General features: G+C 68.7%; 16 protein-coding genes. 6 read left to right on the top strand and 10 right to left on the bottom strand.

From position 1 onward, the window contains the following. Positions 1-12 precede the first annotated feature (12 nt). From G361_RS0107950 to G361_RS0107965, 4 genes are all read left to right on the top strand, one after another. Positions 13-1,155 carry a site-2 protease family protein gene (locus G361_RS0107950; protein ID WP_026342808.1) on the top strand — a complete coding sequence of 381 codons (1,143 nt, stop codon included), beginning with the start codon at positions 13-15 and terminating at the stop codon, positions 1,153-1,155. Positions 1,156-1,257: 102 nt separating this feature from the next. Continuing rightward, the gene (locus tag G361_RS0107955) at positions 1,258-1,905 is read left to right on the top strand and encodes a response regulator transcription factor (protein ID WP_019926535.1); all 648 of its coding nucleotides are present in this window, start codon (positions 1,258-1,260) and stop codon (positions 1,903-1,905) included. A gap of 113 nt (positions 1,906-2,018) precedes the next feature. Continuing rightward, positions 2,019-4,337, top strand: coding sequence for a phosphoenolpyruvate synthase (gene ppsA, locus G361_RS0107960; protein WP_019926536.1), 2,319 nt, complete (start codon positions 2,019-2,021; stop codon positions 4,335-4,337). Between the two features lie 89 nt (positions 4,338-4,426). Further along, entirely contained in the window at positions 4,427-6,160 is a 1,734-nt protein-coding gene (locus tag G361_RS0107965; protein ID WP_026342809.1) for a GAF domain-containing sensor histidine kinase, read from the top strand. 22 nt (positions 6,161-6,182) lie between these two features. Here G361_RS0107965 and G361_RS0107970 read toward each other — a convergent pair whose 3' ends face one another. The 7 genes from G361_RS0107970 to G361_RS0108000 all read right to left on the bottom strand — a co-directional run bounded on the left by G361_RS0107970 (position 6,183) and on the right by G361_RS0108000 (position 12,989). Then, positions 6,183-7,115, bottom strand: a complete 933-nt coding sequence (locus G361_RS0107970; protein ID WP_019926538.1) for a universal stress protein — start codon at positions 7,113-7,115, stop codon at positions 6,183-6,185. 38 nt (positions 7,116-7,153) lie between these two features. Further along, complete coding sequence (locus tag G361_RS0107975) at positions 7,154-8,140, bottom strand: Acg family FMN-binding oxidoreductase (RefSeq protein ID WP_019926539.1); 987 nt, start codon at positions 8,138-8,140, stop codon at positions 7,154-7,156. Positions 8,141-8,151: 11 nt separating this feature from the next. Next, a complete protein-coding gene (locus G361_RS0107980; RefSeq protein WP_019926540.1) occupies positions 8,152-8,916 on the bottom strand; it encodes an SDR family NAD(P)-dependent oxidoreductase in 765 nt (254 codons plus the stop codon). A gap of 81 nt (positions 8,917-8,997) precedes the next feature. Next, positions 8,998-9,915: a universal stress protein gene (locus G361_RS0107985; RefSeq protein WP_026342810.1), complete on the bottom strand. Its 918-nt coding sequence runs from the start codon at positions 9,913-9,915 to the stop codon at positions 8,998-9,000. Positions 9,916-10,033: 118 nt separating this feature from the next. Then, the gene (locus G361_RS46740) at positions 10,034-10,825 is read right to left on the bottom strand and encodes a wax ester/triacylglycerol synthase domain-containing protein (protein WP_196814437.1); all 792 of its coding nucleotides are present in this window, start codon (positions 10,823-10,825) and stop codon (positions 10,034-10,036) included. 141 nt (positions 10,826-10,966) lie between these two features. Further along, positions 10,967-11,938: a 1-phosphofructokinase family hexose kinase gene (locus G361_RS42730; RefSeq protein ID WP_052172749.1), complete on the bottom strand. Its 972-nt coding sequence runs from the start codon at positions 11,936-11,938 to the stop codon at positions 10,967-10,969. A 49-nt stretch (positions 11,939-11,987) separates the two neighbouring features. After that, entirely contained in the window at positions 11,988-12,989 is a 1,002-nt protein-coding gene (locus G361_RS0108000) for a universal stress protein (RefSeq protein WP_196814438.1), read from the bottom strand. Between the two features lie 296 nt (positions 12,990-13,285). Here G361_RS0108000 and G361_RS0108005 point away from each other — a divergent pair, with 296 nt between their 5' ends. Beyond that, positions 13,286-15,004 (top strand): GAF domain-containing sensor histidine kinase, encoded by a 1,719-nt coding sequence (locus G361_RS0108005; protein ID WP_019926545.1) that lies wholly within the window; start codon positions 13,286-13,288, stop codon positions 15,002-15,004. A 12-nt stretch (positions 15,005-15,016) separates the two neighbouring features. Here G361_RS0108005 and G361_RS0108010 read toward each other — a convergent pair whose 3' ends face one another. The 3 genes from G361_RS0108010 to G361_RS0108020 form a co-directional block, all read right to left on the bottom strand. Continuing rightward, entirely contained in the window at positions 15,017-15,919 is a 903-nt protein-coding gene (locus G361_RS0108010; protein ID WP_019926546.1) for a universal stress protein, read from the bottom strand. Positions 15,920-15,950: 31 nt separating this feature from the next. Then, positions 15,951-16,415, bottom strand: coding sequence for a hypothetical protein (locus G361_RS0108015; RefSeq protein WP_155981355.1), 465 nt, complete (start codon positions 16,413-16,415; stop codon positions 15,951-15,953). 170 nt (positions 16,416-16,585) lie between these two features. Further along, positions 16,586-17,560 (bottom strand): Acg family FMN-binding oxidoreductase, encoded by a 975-nt coding sequence (locus tag G361_RS0108020; RefSeq protein WP_019926548.1) that lies wholly within the window; start codon positions 17,558-17,560, stop codon positions 16,586-16,588. A 1,054-nt stretch (positions 17,561-18,614) separates the two neighbouring features. Here G361_RS0108020 and G361_RS50230 point away from each other — a divergent pair. Then, positions 18,615-19,034 (top strand): CPBP family intramembrane glutamic endopeptidase, encoded by a 420-nt coding sequence (locus G361_RS50230; protein ID WP_196814439.1) that lies wholly within the window; start codon positions 18,615-18,617, stop codon positions 19,032-19,034. Positions 19,035-19,329 lie beyond the last annotated feature (295 nt).

Genomic DNA, 19,329 nt, shown 5'->3' on the forward strand with positions numbered 1-19,329 from the left:
GGGTGACCGGTCGTGGTGTCTGAGACCGTGATTCTGGGCCGTATCGCCGGCATTCGGCTCGGTGCGCACTGGTCCGTGCTGGTCACGCTGGGCTTGTTCGCCTGGATCCTGCACACCGAACTCGACGGTCACGGTGGCCCGGTGTTCGTGTGGATCGTGGCCGTATCCGGCGCGATGGCGCTGTTCGCGGCGCTGGTCGCGCACGAACTCGCCCATTCGATCGTGGCTCGCCGCCACGGTGTCCGGGTGGACCGCATCGTGTTCTGGTTGCTCGGCGGGGCCTCCGAATTGACCGACGAGCCCCCGGACGCGCGCGCCGACCTGTGGATCGCCCTGGCGGGCCCGCTGACCAGCCTGGCGACCGGGGTCGTCGCGTACATCGCCGCGATGATCACCGCGATACTCGGCCCGGACGGCGCGATCACGATCGCGCTGGTGTGGCTGGCGGTCATGAACGTGGTCCTGGCGGTGTTCAACATGCTGCCCGGTGCGCCGCTGGACGGTGGCCGGGTGCTGAGAGCGGTGATCTGGTGGCGCACCGGCGACCGGCTGCGGGCGGCCACCGCCGCAGCACGTAGCGGGCGTCGGCTGGGCACGGTCCTCATCGTGCTCGGCGTCGTCGAAATCGCCCTCACCCGGCGGCTGGACGGGATGTGGCCGATGCTGCTGGGCTGGTTCCTGCGCGCCTCCGCCGGCGGCGAACTCGCCGCCGCAGGGCTGCGACATCGGCTGAGCGGCAACACCGTCGGCGACATCATGCGCAGTCCGGTGGTGGCGGTGCCCGGGATCTGGTCGATCACAGATCTGCTGGCTTCCGGCGCCGCCGGCATCGGGCATCGCATCTTCCCGGTGGTGGACGACACGGGCAGGCCGTTCGCGATCGCGGCCTGGCCGGATCTGGCCCGGGTCCCCGAGCAGGCCCGCCCGGTCACCTCGATGGCCACCATCGGGCGGCGCCTGCCGCGCGGCGCGATCGTCACCGCGACCACACCGCTGGCGGACGCCGTGACCCGCATCGTGCTGCGGCCCGAACTGGACGCGATCACGGTGGTCGACGAACAGGGCCGGCTGATCGGTATCGTCACGGCCACCGACATGGCCGCCGCGTGTGATCGTTCCGCACTCGGGCTGCCGGTCGGCCGTACGAGCCCGTGACGATCCGGGCCGGACGGCGACCGGCCCAGGGACTTTCGTCCGTATTGCCGGCGGGTCGCGGAAGCCTATGGTGGTCCTACCCTCACAGTGATTGGATCCGTCATGATCAAGGTTTTCCTGGTGGACGACCACGAGATAGTCCGCCGCGGCTTGGTCGACCTGCTGTCCGGCGACCCGGAACTGACCGTCGTCGGTGAAGCCGGCGACGTCGCCGGCGCACTGGCCCGAATTCCGGCGTTGCAGCCCGATGTCGCCGTCCTCGACGTACGCCTGCCCGACGGCAACGGCATCGAACTGTGCCGCGACCTCCTGACCAAACTCGACGACCTGCGCTGCCTGATCCTCACCTCGTTCACCGACGAGCAGGCCATGATGGACGCCATCCTGGCCGGGGCCAGCGGGTACGTGGTGAAGGACATCAAGGGTATGGAGCTCGCCTCGGCCATCAAAGTGGTCGGCAGCGGCCGTTCGCTGCTCGACAACCGGGCCGCCGCGGCATTGATGGATCGGCTGCGCCGCAGCACCCAGCCGGACGGGCCGCTGGCCGGACTCACCGATCAGGAACGCAAACTCCTGGATCTGCTCGGTGAAGGGCTGACCAACCGGCAGATCGCCGAGCGGATGTTCCTGGCGGAGAAGACGGTCAAGAACTACGTGTCCCGGCTGCTGGCCAAACTCGGTATGGAACGCCGCACCCAGGCCGCTGTGTACGCCTCGCAATTGCGCAGTGGCAAGGACGCCGTGCAGTGACAGTCCCGGCCGGAGGCCCATCCGATCGGGGACCTTCGACCATCGCGCCGAACCGGCCGAACGGCGAATCTGGTTCCAGCAGAACCATTTTCCCGACAGATCGGAAGAGTGTCATGAACGAATACGTGGCCGGGTTCGAGGATCTACGACTGGACGACGCCGACCGCGCCGGCGGAAAGGGAGCGAACCTCGGCGAGCTGGTCGCCGCGAAACTGCCGGTGCCACAAGGGTTCGTGATATTGCGCGCCGGCTACGAGCACGCCGTCGATCACGGACCGCACGGCCGCCGACTGTACGCGCTGCACACCGAGGCCCTGCAGGTGGCGACGGCACACACCCAGCCGCAGCACCTCGACGAGCTGTGCCGGCAGATGCGGGACCTGGTGCACAGCAGCATGATCGACCCGGAACTGTGCACGGCGATCCTGACCGCATATCACCGGCTCGGTGACGAAGTGCCGGTCGCGGTGCGGTCCTCGGCCGTCGGCGAGGACAGCGCCACCGCCTCCTTCGCGGGTATGAACGTGACGCGAACCAACGTGCACGGCGACGATGCGCTGATCGCCGCGGTCACCGACTGCTGGGCGTCCCTGTTCACTCCCCGTGTCCTGACCTATCGGGCCAGGCGGCACATGCACCAGCGCCCCGAGATGGCGGTGGTGGTGCAGTGCATGGTTGCCGCGAAAGAAGCCGGGGTGGCGTTCACCGCCGACCCGGCCACCGGCGCCGACCACATCGTGATCGAGGCGGCACGCGGACAGGGCGAGGTGGTGGTGTCCGGCTCGGTCGAACCCGATACTTACGTCGTCGACCCCGCCGGACCCACGATGCTCAGCATCCGGCGCGGCAGCCAGGATTTCGCGATCCTGCCCGGTCCCGACGGCGACCGGCGGGTGGATCTGACCGAAGCGGAAACGGCCGGGACGGTCCTGTCCACCGAACAGGTGCTGAAAGTCGCGCGACTGGCACAGCAGGTACAACAACACCACGGCCGGCCGCAGGATGTGGAATGGGTCTTCGACGATCGCAACCTGTGGCTGGTCCAGGCACGGCCGATCACCACTCTGCCCACCGGCCCGGAACCGATGGCGACCCCGGTCGACGGCGACGAGTTGCTGCTGCGCGGTCTGGCCGCTGCCCCCGGTGTGGTCAGCGGGCCGGTCCGGGTACTGCATTCCCCCGCCGACGGCGCGATGCTGCGTGAGGGCGAGGTTCTGGTGGCGTCGATGACCAATCCGGACTGGCTGCCGACGATCAGCCGGGCCGCCGCGCTGGTCACCGACAGCGGTGGTATGACCTGCCACGCGGCCATCGTGGCCCGGGAACTCGGCGTGCCGTGTGTGGTCGGCACCCGATCGGCCACCACGACACTCACCGACGGCCGATGGGTCAGCGTCGACGGCCGAACCGGCCAGGTGCGCGCGGCCACCGCGTCCAACACCCCGGCCCGGCAGCATGTCGCACTGGTTCCGGTGCGTGCCGACGAGCGGGAATCCGCGCCTGCGGCCGCCACCGAGATCACGGCCACCCGTGTCTATGTGAATCTCGCCCTGCCCGAGGTGGCCGAACGAGTCGCCGCGACCGATGTCGACGGGGTCGGATTGTTGCGCGCGGAGACCCTGCTCACCCAGGCGTTGGGTGGCCGGCATCCGCGCGATCTGATCGTCCGCGGCGAGGAACAGGTCTTCGTCGAGACCATGACGTCGTCGCTGTACCGGATCGCGGCCGCCTTCGCGCCCCGCCCGGTCGTCTACCGGGCGACCGACCTGCGAAGCAACGAATTCCGGGCCCTGGAGGGCGGCAGCCGGTACGAGCCCGAGGAACGCAATCCGATGATCGGCTATCGCGGCTGCTACCGCTACATCCGCGAGCCCGAACTGTTCCGGATGGAGCTCGCAGCCCTCGCGCGGGTCCGGGCGCGTACTGCCAATCTGCATCTGATGATCCCGTTCGTGCGCACCCGCTGGGAACTCGAGGCCTGCCTGGAACTGGTGGACGCGAGCCCGTTGGGCCGCGACCGCGGTCTGCACCGCTGGGTGATGGCGGAGGTACCGTCGGTGGTGCACTGGCTGCCGGAATACGTCGGCCTGGGCATCGACGGTGTCTCCATCGGCAGCAACGACCTGACCCAGCTCATGCTCGGCGTGGACCGTGACAGTGAGCAGTGCGCGGAACTGTTCGACGAGTCCGATCCGGCCGTTCTGCACACGATCGGCGAGATTGTCGCCACCGCACGCCGCGCGGGGATCACTTCGTCGCTGTGCGGGCAGGCGCCGTCCACCCGGCCCGAATTCGCCGAACACCTCGTGCGTATGGGCATCACCTCGGTCTCGGTCACCCCCGACGCGGTCGCGGCTACCCGGCGCATCGTCGCCGCCGCCGAACGCCGGCTGTTGCTGGAAAACGTGCACGACAACCTCGATAGGCAGTGACGAGAGGGTCCGAAATGCCTCGATTCCGAAGAGCCGGATACAATTCAGCGATATCTCGTCCGGCTCTTCGGGAGGCCACAGTTTCCGCTATGCCCGCAGACCTGGGAGAAGAACCTCACTCGGTACGCGACACACTCTCGCAGTTGCGGCTGCGAGAGCTGCTCGGTGAGGTCAAGGATCGTATCGAGCAGATCATCGATGTCCGCGACCGGATGGACGGTCTGGTCGACGCGATGCTGACGGTCACCTCCGGCCTGGATCTCGCTCAGACACTGACCACGATCGTGCACACGGCGATCAGCCTGGTCGATGCTCGATATGGCGCAATCGGTGTCCGCGGGCGCGACCACCGGCTGAGCCAGTTCATCTACCAGGGCATCGACGAGGCCACTCGTGCACGAATCGGTGACCTGCCCGAGGGACACGGGGTCCTCGGCCTGCTGTTCAACCGGCCCGAGGCGATCCGATTGGACAACCTCGCCGAACACCCCGCCTCGGTGGGCTTCCCGGCGAATCACCCGCCCATGCGCACCTTTCTCGGCGTACCGGTGCTCATCCGCGACGAGATCTTCGGCAACCTGTACCTCACCGAGAAGTCGGACGGGCAGTTGTTCACCGAGGACGACGAATTGATCGTGCAGGCGCTGGCGGCGGCTGCGGGCATCGCGATCGACAATGCCCGGCTGTACGAGTCGGCACGAACCCGGCAGGCGTGGATCGAGGCGATCCGGGACCTCACGACGGAATTTTTGGCAGGCACCGAATCCGATCGGGTGCTGGCCCAATTGGTCGGCCAGGCAAGGGAATTGACGGCGTCCCGGCAGGTACTGCTGGCGGTCTGCCCTGATCCGGCCGTCAGCGACGAGACCGACGTGCTGGTGGTCACCTACGCCGCCGGTCCGGACAGCGAGGCGCAGGTCGGCCGGAAGCTGCCGCTGGCGGACAGCACGGCGGGCCGGGTGTTCGGCGGTCGCGGTTCGATATGCCTGGAAGATGTGCGCGACACCGACCTGGCGACGGTTTTCCCGGTGGCCGGGCCGGCCCTGGCATTGCCGTTGTGCACCCAGGATTCCGCATTCGGGGTGCTGATCGCGGTGCGCGACACCGGAGCCATGCCCTACGACGCCGAGACCACGGATCTGGCCACCGCATTCGCCGATCAGGCCGCGGTGGCTCGGCAACTGGCCGAAAGCCAAAGTCGGATGCGGGAATTGGATGTGCTGACCGACCGGGACCGGATCGCCCGGGACCTGCACGATCATGTCATCCAGCGACTGTTCGCGATCGGAATGGCGTTGCAGGGCACGGTTTCCCGCACTCGGATCCCGGAAGTTCAGGTGCGGATCAGCGATGCCGTCGACGACCTCCAGGACGTCGTCCAGGAGATCCGCACCGCGATCTTCGATCTGCACGGATCGGTCGTGTCCAACACCCGGCTGCGCCAGCGCATCGAACAAGCGATCCGGCAGCAGTCCGGCGACAGCGGGATCCGCACCTCGCTGCGCGTGACCGGGCCGCTGTCGGTCGTCGGCCCCGAACTCGCCGACCATGCGGAGGCTGTGGTGCGGGAGGCGGTCAGCAACGCGGTGCGGCACTCCGGCGCCGCCACCATCGACGTCGATATCGCGGTCGCCGACAACCTCACCGTGACCGTCACCGACGACGGGCGGGGTATGCCCGAATCGGTGACCGCCAGCGGACTCACCAATTTGGCCCGCCGAGCCGCGGACAGCGACGGCACCTTCGAGGTGTCGCCGGCCGCGACGGTCGGCACGCAGAAGCGCAGCGGCACTCGACTCGTGTGGTCGGCGCCGCTGCGCTGAGCCGGCTTCGTGGCAGCCGCGGCTATCGCGCGTCCCCGGTGTCGGGGCCGGTCCGGTGGCTGCGGGCGATGATGATCGGGCAGTGCACCGAATGGGCCAGCGCATTGCTGGTCGAGCCGAGCAGCATGCCGGTGAAGCCGCCGCGACCGTGACTGCCGACCACGATCAGCTGGGCGTGCTCGGCGGCTTCGAGCAGGGCCTTGGCCGGATGGTTGCGCGCGAGGATCCGGTGCACGGTGACGTCCGGGTAACGTTCGGTCCAGCCGGCCATGCTCTCGGCGAAGACGGCCTGCTCGGAGTCGTGGATGGCGTCCCAGCCGGTGATGGACGGTTCCAGTCCCGCGGACATGTCGCTCCAGGCATGGACCGCGGTGAGGCCGACCTTGCGCCGGGATGCCTCCTCGAACGCGATCTCCAGCGCGGGCAGGCTGTTGGCGGTGCCGTCGACCCCCACGACCACCGGCGCGACGGCCGCCTCGGCGCCGGTGGCCGCCGTCGAGTGCACGATGGCGACCGGCGAGAAGGCATGGTGCAGCACCGCGGAACTGACCGAACCGAGCAACGCACGGCCGACCGCCCCCAGACCACGGTCGCCGACGACGATCAGGCGCGCGGTCTTCGACAACTGCACCAGGTCGACGATGGCCATTTGGTAGGTCACTTCTGTGGTGATCTGCAGATTTCCATCGGGTACCGCGGACCGCGCGATCCCGGCCGCCTCGGTGAGCACACGCTGGGCCTCGGTGTTCAGCCATTCGTAGTCGATTCCGGCCCACGCGATGCCGGGGCCGATACTCGCGGGCCCGGCCACGGAATCGACGAGGTGCAAGGGGCAGCCGTACAGCGCGGCCTCCACCGCCGCCCAGGCGACGGCCCGGGACGACATCGCTGATCCGTCGACGCCGACGACGATCGGCGCATCGGGGTCGACCGGATGGGAAAGGGACTGGCTCATGATCGTTCTCCTCGGACTGTCACTTGTCGGGTTCTGGTTCATCGTCGGTCGGCATCGAGCGCCGCGATGACTTCGGCCGGCGGGCGGCGGGGGGTCGGCGGCGGCGGATCCGCACTTGTTGCCGCCCAGCCGATTCGGATGATCATCTGCGGAAATCCGCTGTCGTCGAGGATGTCTCGGCGAATATCGGAGCGGGTGCCGGGCAGTTCCAGCGGCTCGCTGAGCGGGCAACCGGCCATGCCGAGCATGGTCGCCGTCAGCAGCACGGCGCTGGTCGCCTCGCCCGCCCGCAACCGCGACAAGCGATCGTCCGCGCCGGTGGCCAGCAGCAGCATCCGGTCCACACCGTCGATGTCTCGCAAGACAGCTTGCGGCAGTACGGGATTCGCGAACGGGCGCACCGTCGCGCCGGTGGATGCGACCGTGCTGCGAGCCGGCACTCCCGACGTCGCGGCGTGTCGGCCGCTCCATCGAGCCAATTCGGCCGTGTAGTGGTCGTCGCGGGCATGCTGTGCGGCCGCGGAGACGAAGGCGCGCTCCAGATCCGCGCGCGCCGAACCGTCATCGATGTCGCGCACGATGACCCCGCAGGCCGCTCCGGCCGCGACCATGGTGGCCACGTGTGCCGCGGGCACCTCCCACGAGGTGTAGCGGCGGCGGTCGCACCGGCGGTCCTCGATGGCCCGGCTCATTCGCAGATCGGCGAGAGTCGGCTCGGCACGGTGGAATTCGACCGCGGCGAGATGATCGGGAGCGGCCGGGTCCGGCAGCCGATGGACGCGGGTTCCCCAGCCGAGCCCGAGCGCCGCGATCCGCAGATGATGCAGCGCCGCACCGCAACTCACGAGCAGATCACGCTGATCCGGGTCGGTGGACAGCAGGTGCCGGGAGGTGTCGGCGTAGAGGTGCACAGTGGTGTCGCCCACCAGCCACCGCCACGGCTGCGAGTTGTGTACCGAGGGAGCGCGCACGGCCAGCGCCAGTGCGGCATACAGGGTTTCCCGATCGGGATGCTGAGCCGACATCGCAGGACCTCTCACCAATCCTCGGTGCGGCGTTCCGCGGGAACGGTGACGACCTGCCCCGCGGTGGCGCCGCCGTCGACGACGAATTCGGAACCGGTCGAATAGGTGGCCTCGGTGACGATGAACCGCACCATCGCCGCGACCTCCTCCGGTTCGCCGAAGCGCGGCAGCGGCTGTGTGCTCGCCGACGAGTCGTCCATGCCGGCCGTCATCGGAGTGTGGATCGGTCCGGGGTGTACCGAACAGACCCGGATACCGTCGTGCCCCAACTCCAGCGCGGCGGACTTCGTCAGTCCGCGCAGGCCCCATTTGCTCGCCGCGTAGGCGCCCAGGTCCGCATAACCGACCAGGCCTGCGGTCGACGACACATTGACGATCACTCCCCCGCCCGCGGCGCGCAATCGCGGTACGGCCGTTCGCATTCCGAGCCACGCCCCGTACAGGTTGACATCGAGGACATGCCGGAAAGCCGTCGGAGTTTCGCTGTCGACACCGCCGAAATCCACGATTCCGGCGTTGTTCACCAGCACCGCGAGCGGCCCGAATTCCGCTTCGGCCTCGGAAATCACTGCGCGCCAATTTTTCTCGTCTGTCACATCGAGCCGCCGGAACGTCACCGACGGTCCCAGCGAGTCCGCGACAGCCCGGCCGTCGTGCTCGAGCAGATCCCCGATCACCACGCCGAGCTGTTGCTTCGCCAGCTCGGCCACGACGGCGGCACCGATACCGCGCGCCCCGCCGGTGACCAGTGCACTTCTACCGTGAAAGTTCGTCATGACTTCAGCTTCCCGCGCCGGCCCGGCCCCGCGAGACGGCCGAAAGTCCCCGGCGCGCAGGCCCTCGGGCAGCATTCGTTCTCACGCCTCGTCCCGGACGACCATCACCGGGCAGTGCGCGTGCTGCACCAGCGAATTCGAGGTCGACCCGAGCAGCAGGCCACGGAATCCGCCACGCCCACGGCTACCGACCACCACCAGTCGGGCCCGTTTCGACCAGTCGACCAGTACATCCGCCGGATCGGACGGATACATCATCCGGGTCACCGCGACATCGGGATACTTCTCCTGCCATCCCGCCAGCCGCTCGGCCAGCAGCGCCTCCTCCTCCACCGCGATGGACGGCACCGACTCGAGGATGTACGGGTAGTCGGCGTACTGCCCGAGATTGGCGTCCGCCCAGACATGCACGGCCACCAGTTCGGCGCCGCGCTCCGCGGCTTCCTCGAAGGCCACGGCGAGCGCGGGCTCGCCGACCGGGCCGCCGTCGATCCCGACGACCACCGGGCCGCCGGTCCGCACCGCGTCATCGGCATCGGGATCCGCACGCACCACCGCAACCGCGCCGTGCGCGTGACCGGTGACCGGCACCAGGATCGAACCCATGTGTGCCGGGCGCTCGCCGGCGCCGATCACGACCCGGTAAGCGGTCGCGCTCAGTCGCACCAGCAACGAGCCGGCGTCACCGTCGGCCACCATGGACGACAGGCGCAGCGCGGGATACCGTTGCCGCACCTTGTCCACGGCCGTGCCGGTGTATACCTCACCGCGGTCGTGCATCGCCTCGACCACCGGAGTGATCGTCACATCGTATCGGCTGTACACCTCTGCCAGCCGGTCCAACTGCAGGCCGTGCACGATCAGCAATTCGCGCCCGCGCCGGTCGGCCACCTCGGCGGCCCACATCAGCGCCCGGTCCGCTGCCTGCGAGCCGTCGATACCGACCACCACTGCGGCCGAAGCCAGGTGGTGCGGGTCGTCGTTGTGCTGCCGGTCCATCGCGTCCTCCTCGGGAGACATTCCGGCCGAGCGCCGGATGTCCTCACGGTAGGAAGAACCGGCCGCCACCGATGCGGTCCAAAGTCCCGCACTCGTGGTCCGATCGCCCTGTTCGGCATCAGCCGCCGGATTCGAGCTCCCGCATCGGTTCGGCGACGCGCGCTCGCAGCAGCAACTCGGCCAGGCCGCGCTCGATACCGGCAGCCAGAACGTCGATGTCGGGGGTGCTGTCGTAGTCGCCGGTGATACCGAATCCGATCGGACCGTTGAACGAGGACGGGGCGGCCGGGGCCACCGCGGCCCAGACGACCGGCACCAGGCTGCGCACCAGCGACAGCGCACGTCCCGGCGCCGCTGTGGACAACCTCACCAGATGACCGGCCGGCCGCAGCGGGTCGATGCGCGGCGACCGCGGTGCCGCCGGGTTCGGCCGATCGGAATCGGTTCGGTCGCAGAAACTTTCGAGCAGGGACAAGCCCGAGATCCCGTCCACCATGGCATGGTGTGCCTGGATCAGCATCGCCCAGCGGTCATCGACGATACGTTCGATCACCACGCAGCGCCACAGCGGGCGGTCCGGATCCAGACGCTGTTCGAGTTCGTCGGCGACCACATCCCGCAAGGATTGTTCGTCGCCGGGATCGGGCAACGCGATCCAGCGGAGGTGATGGTCCGGATCGAAGGCCGGGTCGTCCACCCAGACCGGAGCGTCCAGATCCCACTGCGCCCGCTGTACCCGTTGCCTCAGTCGCGGGTGTCGATCCGCGATCGCCAGCAGCCGGGCGCGCAGGCGATCCCGGGCCGGAGGTGCGCCGGCGATCACCGCCACTACGCCGATACCCAGACTGACGTGCCGATCGGCCTCCTCCAATTCGAGAAAGCCCGTGTCCAGCGTGTGCAAACCGGCCATGGTGGCGACCTTCACCGGCAACCGTCGACGCGTTGCGCGACTGGGAAATTGCCGATCCGTTGCCACCATCCTGTCGTGATCCGGCGGGTCTGGGCAGATACCTTGGTCCTCATCGGGACAGACTTCCGGCCATGGCCGGTGTCAATCGGCGGACCAGGCCGGCGCAGGCGTGCTCTCCGCCGTGTCCTCGGTGAGCCGGCGATACAGTTCGGCGATGTGCTCGGGGCGCCCCGGGCCGGTCCCGGGTACCGCCAGCGCCGCGCTCGCGGCGGCGATACCCAGCCGCACGGTATCGCCGAGATCCCATCCCCGCGCCAGCGCCACGACGAGGCCTCCCATCATCGCGTCACCCGCCCCGATACCGCTGACCACCGGCTGCGTGATCGGCGGGAACCATCGCCCGAGGTCCGCGGTCACCAGGAGCGCGCCGTCGGCGCCGAGCGAGACGACCACGATCCGAGCCACACCGGCGGCGATGAGTTCGCGTGCGGCGGCGATCTGATCGTCGTGAGTGCGTAGCGGCCGTCCGGCGCACTCACTGAGCTCGCGTACGCTCGGCTTGAGCACTTCGATCGGGCCTTGCAGATGCCGCAGCGCTTCGCCGGAGGTGTCGACGGCCACCGGGACCCTCAGCAGTGCGGCCCGCTCGACCAGCCGCTGGTAGAAAGCCGGTGATACGCCGGGCGGCAGACTGCCGCTGGCCACCAGGAACCGGGCTCCCGTCGTAGCGAGTGCCTTCGCTACCGCATCGAGGCATCGATCCTGCTCTTCCGCGGTCAGAGCTGCGCCGGGCAGCACGAACCGATACTGCCGGTCGGTGGATCGCTCGGTGATCGAGAAACTCTCCCGGGTCCAGCCGGTCACCTGCACCGGGTGCGTCGATACCCCGGCGTCGGCGACCAGTTGTTCCAGCAGACGTCCGGAGTGCCCGCCGGACGGGAAGACCGCCGTCGGCTCGCCGCCGAGGGCCAGCACGGTGCGCGCGACGTTGATTCCGCCGCCGCCCGGATCGAATCGTGGTGTGTCGCAGCGCATTTTCTCTGTCTGCCGCAGTTGCGGAATACCGGCGGCGATATCTATCGCGGGATTCATTGTCACAGTGACGACCGACATCGCCACCCGCCTTTCTATCGGCCGGAGCAGAACACGGCTTCCGGACCGGCTACTCGCCGGATTTCACCTCGACCCGCGATACGGGTTGCGTCCCAGTCGATTCCACGCCGACGGCGGCATCATCGGCAGGGTCGGCGGTCGTCGCCGCCGGGGCCGGAAGTCCCTGCGAGCGCCGACCGGACAGCCGGCCCGGCTCGATCGTGTCGCGGCCACCTTGCGAGCGGCCGCACACGAGTACCGGGCACAGCGACCGATGCAGCAGGTCGCGGCTCGTCGAACCCAGCAGGACCGCAGCTGCGCTGTGCCGTCCCCGGCTACCCAGCACCAGCATCTGAGCATGCGCGGACCGGGCGATCAGCACCGATATCGTGCTGCCTGCCGCGGCTGTGGCGGTGACCGCAACCCGGGGATATCGCTCCCGCCACGGTGCCAGGGCCCGAGACAGCAAGGTCCGCGCCACTGCGGCGCCATCGGGCTGCCCCAGCGGCGCGATGCCCGGCGCCCAGGCATGTACAGCGGCCAGCGGCGCGCCCAGCGCGGCGGCCAACTCGAATGCCGAACCGACGGCCTGATCGCCGATCTCGGTTCCGTCCACCCCGACGAGCACGGGTTCCTGCCGTGGGATCGGCCGACCGGTGGTCCCGCGCCACACCCCGACCGGGCACCGGGAGCCGGTCACGACATGAATCGTGGTCGGGCCGATCAGCTGCGAGTGGTAGATGGATTGGGCCCCGACGATCACCAGCCGTGCCCGCTCGCTCGCCTCGATCAGAGCGGAATCGGCCGGACCGGGACAGGACACGCCGTCGAGATGTAGTGCGTCGGTACAGGTTCGCGCCAATGCGACGGCATGCCCGAGGACATCGGCGGCCGCCGGCGAGCCGGGCGCGGCCGGATGCCGCGCGTGCGGCACCGGCCGGGCATGCAAAACCGTCAGCGGTGCATCCAGCCCGTTGGCGAGGTAGGCCGCCCACCGGAGGGCGTTCATGGCGACGGTGGATCCGTCGACTCCGACGACCACAGGTCCCCCGATGTTCCGGTCCGGGCTCATCGACCCACGATCGCGCGTTCGGGCCATTGCCGGGAGAGCCGAACTCACCGTGTCCCGGTGACCATCGGCCACAGTCGCGCAGCTGCGAAGGGCCCTCGATCACAGGGCGTATCCCCTTGCCGGGACCATGTCCCATCGCCGGCTCCGGGCCCGGGTCGATGACCGCTCCGCCGGAGGCGGAGGTCCCCGCCCCGGGGTAGACGGCCCGGCGCCGGCCGGACCGATCGGCTTGCGAGGGTAAAATGCCTGATGGACGCCCGTTAGCCGCATCGACAATCGGACGATCGGACACCGATATGAGCCAGCCCGACGGGGGAAGTTCGTATTCCGCTCGTGGCGCCCTGTCACAACTACGGCTACGCGAACTGCTCAACGAGGCCCGGCTGCGGATCGACCAGATCATGGACGTCCGGGACCGGATGGACGGCCTGATCGATGCGATGCTGGCGGTTACTGCGGGCCTGGACCTGTCGGAAACACTCACCACCATCGTGCGCACGGCCATCAGCCTGGTGGATGCGCACTACGGTGCGCTGGGAGTACGAGGCCAGGACAACCGGCTGAGCCAGTTCATCTATCACGGCATCGACGAGGCGACACGGGCGCGAATCGGCGACCTGCCGCAGGGCGACGGTGTGCTCGGCGTGCTGTTCAGCAGGCCGGAGGCGATCCGGTTGGACGACCTCACGGAACACCCGGCCTCGGTCGGATTCCCGCCGAACCACCCGCCGATGCGGACCTTCCTCGGAGTTCCGGTGCGTATCCGGGACGAGATCTTCGGCAACCTGTATCTGACCGAGAAGGCCGACGGTCAGCCGTTCACCGAGGACGACGAACTGATCGTCCAGGCGCTGGCCGCGGCCGCCGGTATCGCGATCGACAACGCACGGTTGTACCAGTCGGCGCGCACCCGCCAGGCGTGGATCGAGGCCATCGGTGAGCTCACCACCGAGTTCCTGGCATGCACCGAATACGACGAGGTTGTCACCCACCTCGTCGGCAAGGCCCGAGTACTGACCGGGTCGCAGTTGGCGGTGCTCGCCGTGCCCGACGATCCGGACCTGTCGCCCGGAGATTCCGATCGACTGCGGATCACGCACATCTCGGGCGCGGGCGCGAAGCTCGGCACGGCGATGGCCGTTTCCGGCGGCGTGATCGGCAAATCCTTCACCGATCGCACTCCGCAGCGCATCGATGATGCCCAGCGGACCGACCTGGCGAATCCGATCCCCGACGCCGGCCCCGCGCTCGTGCTGCCGCTCTACGCCTCGGAGGCGACCTCCGGCGTATTGATCACCGTGCGTTCCGTCGGATCCTCCCCGTATGACGACGAAATCCTGCAGCTGGCGGCGGCATTCACCGACCAGGCGGCACTGGTGATGCAGTTGGCCGAAACCCAGCGCCGGATGCGGGAACTGGATGTGCTCGCCGACCGCGATCGGATCGCTCGCGACCTGCACGACCATGTGATCCAGCGACTGTTCGCGATCGGAATGTCGTTGCAGGGCACCGTACCTCGCACGCGAGTTCCGGACGTGAAGACGCGGATCAGCAACGCTGTCGACGGCCTGCAGGAGGTGGTGCAGGAGATCCGCACCTCGATCTTCGACCTGCACGGATCGACGCTGCCGAGCGCGCATCTGCGGCAACGTATCGAACAGGCGGTCCGGCAGCAGGTCGGCGACGCACCGATCCGGACCTCCGTGCGCGTGTCGGGCCCGCTGTCGGTCGTCGATACCGAACTCGCCGAGCATGCCGAGGCGGTGGTCCGGGAGGCGGTCAGCAATGCGGTCCGCCACGGTCGGCCGGACACCATCGACCTCGACATCACCGTCGACGACGACCTCACCATCGCGGTGACCGACGACGGCTGCGGCATACCCGCCGGCATCACCGCCAGCGGCCTGGACAACCTGGAGTGCCGGGCACGGTCCCGCGGGGGCAGCTGTACGGTCCGGCCGGTCACCGAGGACGGCAGCGGCACCCACCTGGTGTGGTCGGCGCCGCTGCGGTGAATCTCCCGGGAATCACGCGCCGGGCCCCCTCGCGACGATGATCGGGCACTCCACCGAATGCGCGAGCGCGCTGCTGGTCGACCCGATCAACATGCCGGTGAACCCGCCGCGACCGTGACTGCCGACCACCACCAACTGGGCTCGGTCGGAGATGTCCAGGATGGCGCGGGTCGGATGATCCTGAACCAGGATGCGCTGTACCGTCACGTCCGGGTGGCGCTCGGTCCAGCCGGCCATGCTCTCGGCGAATACGGCGTCCTCGGTCACACGGATGGCTTTCCAGCCGTCGACCGAGATGTCCAGGGCGGCGGACATGTCGCTCCACGAATGGACCGCGATCACGCCGACCTTGCGGCGTGACGCCTCCTCGAATGCGATCCGCAACGCCGGCATGCTGTTTTCGCTGCCGTCGACACCGACGACCACCGGCCGGGCCATCAGTACCGGATCGGTAGCGGAGATCGAGTGCACGATCGCCGCCGGGCAGTGCGCATGCCTGATCGTCGCGGCGCCGACCGAACCGAGCAGTCCGCGGCGCACTGCGCCCAGCCCGCGACTGCCGACGACGATCATCCGCGCGCTCCGCGACCGTTCCACGAGTTCACCCACGATGTGGCCGGCGGTGATCTCCTTGGTGATCGACAGTTCGTCGCCCGGCACGGCGGTGCGCGCGATCCGTTCGGCCTCGGTGAGGACCCGCTCACCCTCGACCCGCAGCCAGTCCAGCTCGGTCATCATGGCTGGACCGAAGCCCGGAGGGACCGCGATGGAGGTGATCAGGTGCAGTCGGCTGCCGTACAGAGCGGCGTCGGCGGCCGCCCACGCGGCTGCGCTGTACGACACGGCCGAACCGTCGACCGCCGCGATGATCGGCGCTTCCGGGTCCGGGGTGTTGGAGGTGTTCTGCTCGGTCATCGGATCTCCTTCGAGAGAGCTGGACGGGGACCTATCTGCCCTGTCCGAGCGGGTGGTCGGTCAGCAGTCGCCACTCCCGCGCCCATTCGGCGGTGTGCAGCCGCAGTATCTGCCGATGGGTGAATACGACGAGCGCGACTGCCGAGGACCAGATCGCAACCAGGAGGAGGACACCGGCGCCGATACCGCGCGAGGCGGCCGCATCCGCGTCGAGCGGCGGATCGGTCTGCCGTCCGTCGCGATCGACCCAGACCGGCACCGTGTCTCCACGATGAGCATGGCCGGCTACAGCGATGACCGTGTGGCCCGTATGCCCGCCGTACGTCCAGGTAACCGTGGCGTCGGTCCGCGGGATCGCCTGCCCCGCCGCATCGGATCGGACCACAGTTACCGGATCATCCGAAATCGTGGCCGCCACATCGGTTTTCGATGCGTTCTCAGCGGCGATGGACACTTGGGCGGACGAATACTCCGCCGTCCCGGCGGCGCCCGCCACCGGGATCGCCGCCAGCATGACCGCAGCGGCGGCGATACGAATCAGCGCCTCCGCCCGGTCGGACGGTCGCATCAAAGGACTACGGCTGCACGGCAACTGCCGCCAGATCCGCACCGGCATCGACGAATATCGAGGCACGGTGATCACCTCTCTCAACTCTCGGGATCGGTTCACAACCGATGTACGTACTCGTCCAAGGGCCGCCGCGGTGTCGGCGCCAACGGCTCCGAACTCGTTGCCGCCCAGCCGATTCGAATGATCATCTGCGGAAATCCGCTGTCGCCGATCACCTGGTCGCGGATCTCCGCGCGGGTGGCCGGTACTTCCAGGGGCTCGGTGAGCGGGCAGGTCGCCATGCCGAACATGGTGGCGGTGAGCAGGATTGCGCTGGTGGCCTCGCCGGCCCGCAGCCGCGACAGCCGGTCGTCGCCGGCAGTGGCGAGCAACAGCATCCGGTCGGCGCCCTCGGTGTCGCGCAGAACAGCCTGCGGCAGACCGGGGTCCGCGAAGGGCCGCGTAGTGGCATCGGTCGCCGCGACCGCGCTACGGGCGGGAACACCCACGGTCGCGGCGTGCCGCCCGCTCCATCGGGACAGTTCCGCACCGTAACCGAAGTCCCGGGTGTGCTGCCACGCGGCACGTTCGAAGGCGTGCACCAGTTGCGCTCTGGCCCAACTGTCTTCGATGTCGCGTACGACGACCCCGCACTCCGCAGCGGCGGCCGCGAGGGCCGACACGTGCGCGGCGGGAACCTCCCAGGACGTGTAGCGCCGACGGTCGGTGCGGCGGTCGGAGATCGCTTGGCTGAGCCGCAGCGCTGCGATGGTCGGTTCCGCCGCGTGGAATTCGACGGCGGCCAGGTGGTCCGGGTCGTCCGGGTTCGGCAGCCGATGGACGACGGAGTCCCAGCCCAGCCCACGCGCGGCGATCCGCAGATGATGCAGGGCAGCGCCGCAGCTGAGGATCAGGTCACGGCCGTCCGGGTCGGTATGCATCAGCTGCCGGCTCGGATCGGCGTACAGCTGGAGGGTACTGTCCCCCATCCGCCACGACCAGGGTTGTGTGTTGTGCACCGACGGCGCACGGGCCGCCAGCGCCAGCGCCGCGCGGAATGTGTCGTGCTCGAGATGTGTAGTGGTCATCATGGCCTCCAACGGCCGGGTCGGTCCTCGGTATCGTCGTTTTCGCTGGGTTTCAGCATCGCGCGTGGACCCCGTTCGCCGGGACGGCCGAAAGTCACCGGCAGGAGGGACATCGGGTACGAGTCCAGCGGTGTCGGCCGACTCCGCGACACCGTCCGGACACCGGCAATCATGGCCGTGCGGTACCGGCGCCGGCTGGGCCGGAAACGGCACGATCGAGTCGTCGATGAGGTCCTCGCTCACCGATCAGTGCGGAGGCGGCGAGCCGTGATCGCCGGTCGGGCTGCCGTCACGCAGCCGCGGTGGCCCTCGGCGTCCACGATCCTGCCGAGCCGGTGGACCTACGCACCGACATCCTCACTCCCGAATGGTGAGGTGCCCACCTCGAGGGTGCCGCCGAACTGCGCGATGCTCGGGCCCTCCGCTTGCGACCGAGCAGGCCGGCTCAAATACCCAACCCGGAACTCCACCACCTCCCCTCGTGGCTATCTGGAGCTGCCGATCGGCGTGCACTCCCGTGGTGGTGCTACCACCACTGACGACGAGCGGACGCCTGCCCGGATTTGACGGGTCACCCTCGACCGGATCACCCCCGAGGCCTGACCCCGCGCATTGCCCTATCCGGTGGTCTGGCCGGCGCGGCGGATGTTGCTGCTGCCATGCCAACGCGCCGACCGAAGCGAGGTAGGGTTGCCGCGTGCGTGGTTCGCGGCACCCCTTCTTGTTCTTGAGTGTCGTTGCGGTGGTGTCGATTCCGTACTTCTTGCTCGGCACCGCCCACACTGGCGTGCACATCGGCGCGATGCGGTTACCCGCAAGTGCGGTGATGGTGACGGTGCCGGTCCTGGCAGCGTCCGGTCTTGTGTGGCGGGAATCCGGCGCCTCGGGCGTAGCGGCATTGGTGGGACGGACAGTCGATCGCCCACCAGCGCGGTGGGGCTGGTATGTACTCTCGATCGCATTGGCACCGGTGATCGGCGGAATTTCGGTCGCGGTCCTGAGGATCGCGAACGAGACCGGCCCGGCGCAACCGTTGTCGTTGGCTGCGATTCCCGGTGTGACAGCAGTGTTCATGGTCGCGGCAACCTGCGAAGAGCTGGGCTGGACGATCTATGCCACCGACGAACTGCAAGCAAGGTTCGGATTGATACGAACCGGGCTGGGACTGGGTGTGTTCTGGGCTGCGTGGCATCTGGTTCCACTGTGGCAGGCCGGGCATCCGATGCGGTGGATCGGCGGCTGGTTCCTGGGCACTGTTGCCGTCCGCGTCCTGATCGTATGGCTGCACGATCGCTCCGGCGGTAGCGCCGGTGTCGCGATCCTGCTGCACACAATGGTCAACGTCACCGCGGCCTACACGCCCGGTCTGGACAGCACGGCCTTCGCGATCGTCAGCGGTGCGGTGACCGCAGCAGCGGTGCTGGCCGCCCTATGGGTGTCTCCGGTGCACCAGACCGGCACAGCCGACAAGGCGTGAATCGGCAACAGTGCCCAGCACCGGCACGACCACTGCCACGGCGATCCCCGCAGCATTCACGGTTGGCAACCCCTGTAGGCCGGCGTAGAGGAGGACGCCAGCATGCGACGGATGTCGTTCTCCAAACCGTTCATCGCCGCGAGCGGAGAGGACGGATCACTGTGCAGGATCGTGGGGAATTCTGGGCTGCAGGCGATGTAGGCAGCGTCCGCGGGGGCCCACCACACCTGCCAGTTGAGTCCCAGGATGCGCCGTTCGATCTTGTTCAACCAGGCCCCGGCCGGTATCGAAGTCC

It is taken from the genome of Nocardia sp. BMG111209 (assembly GCF_000381925.1).
Lineage (GTDB): Bacteria > Actinomycetota > Actinomycetes > Mycobacteriales > Mycobacteriaceae > Nocardia.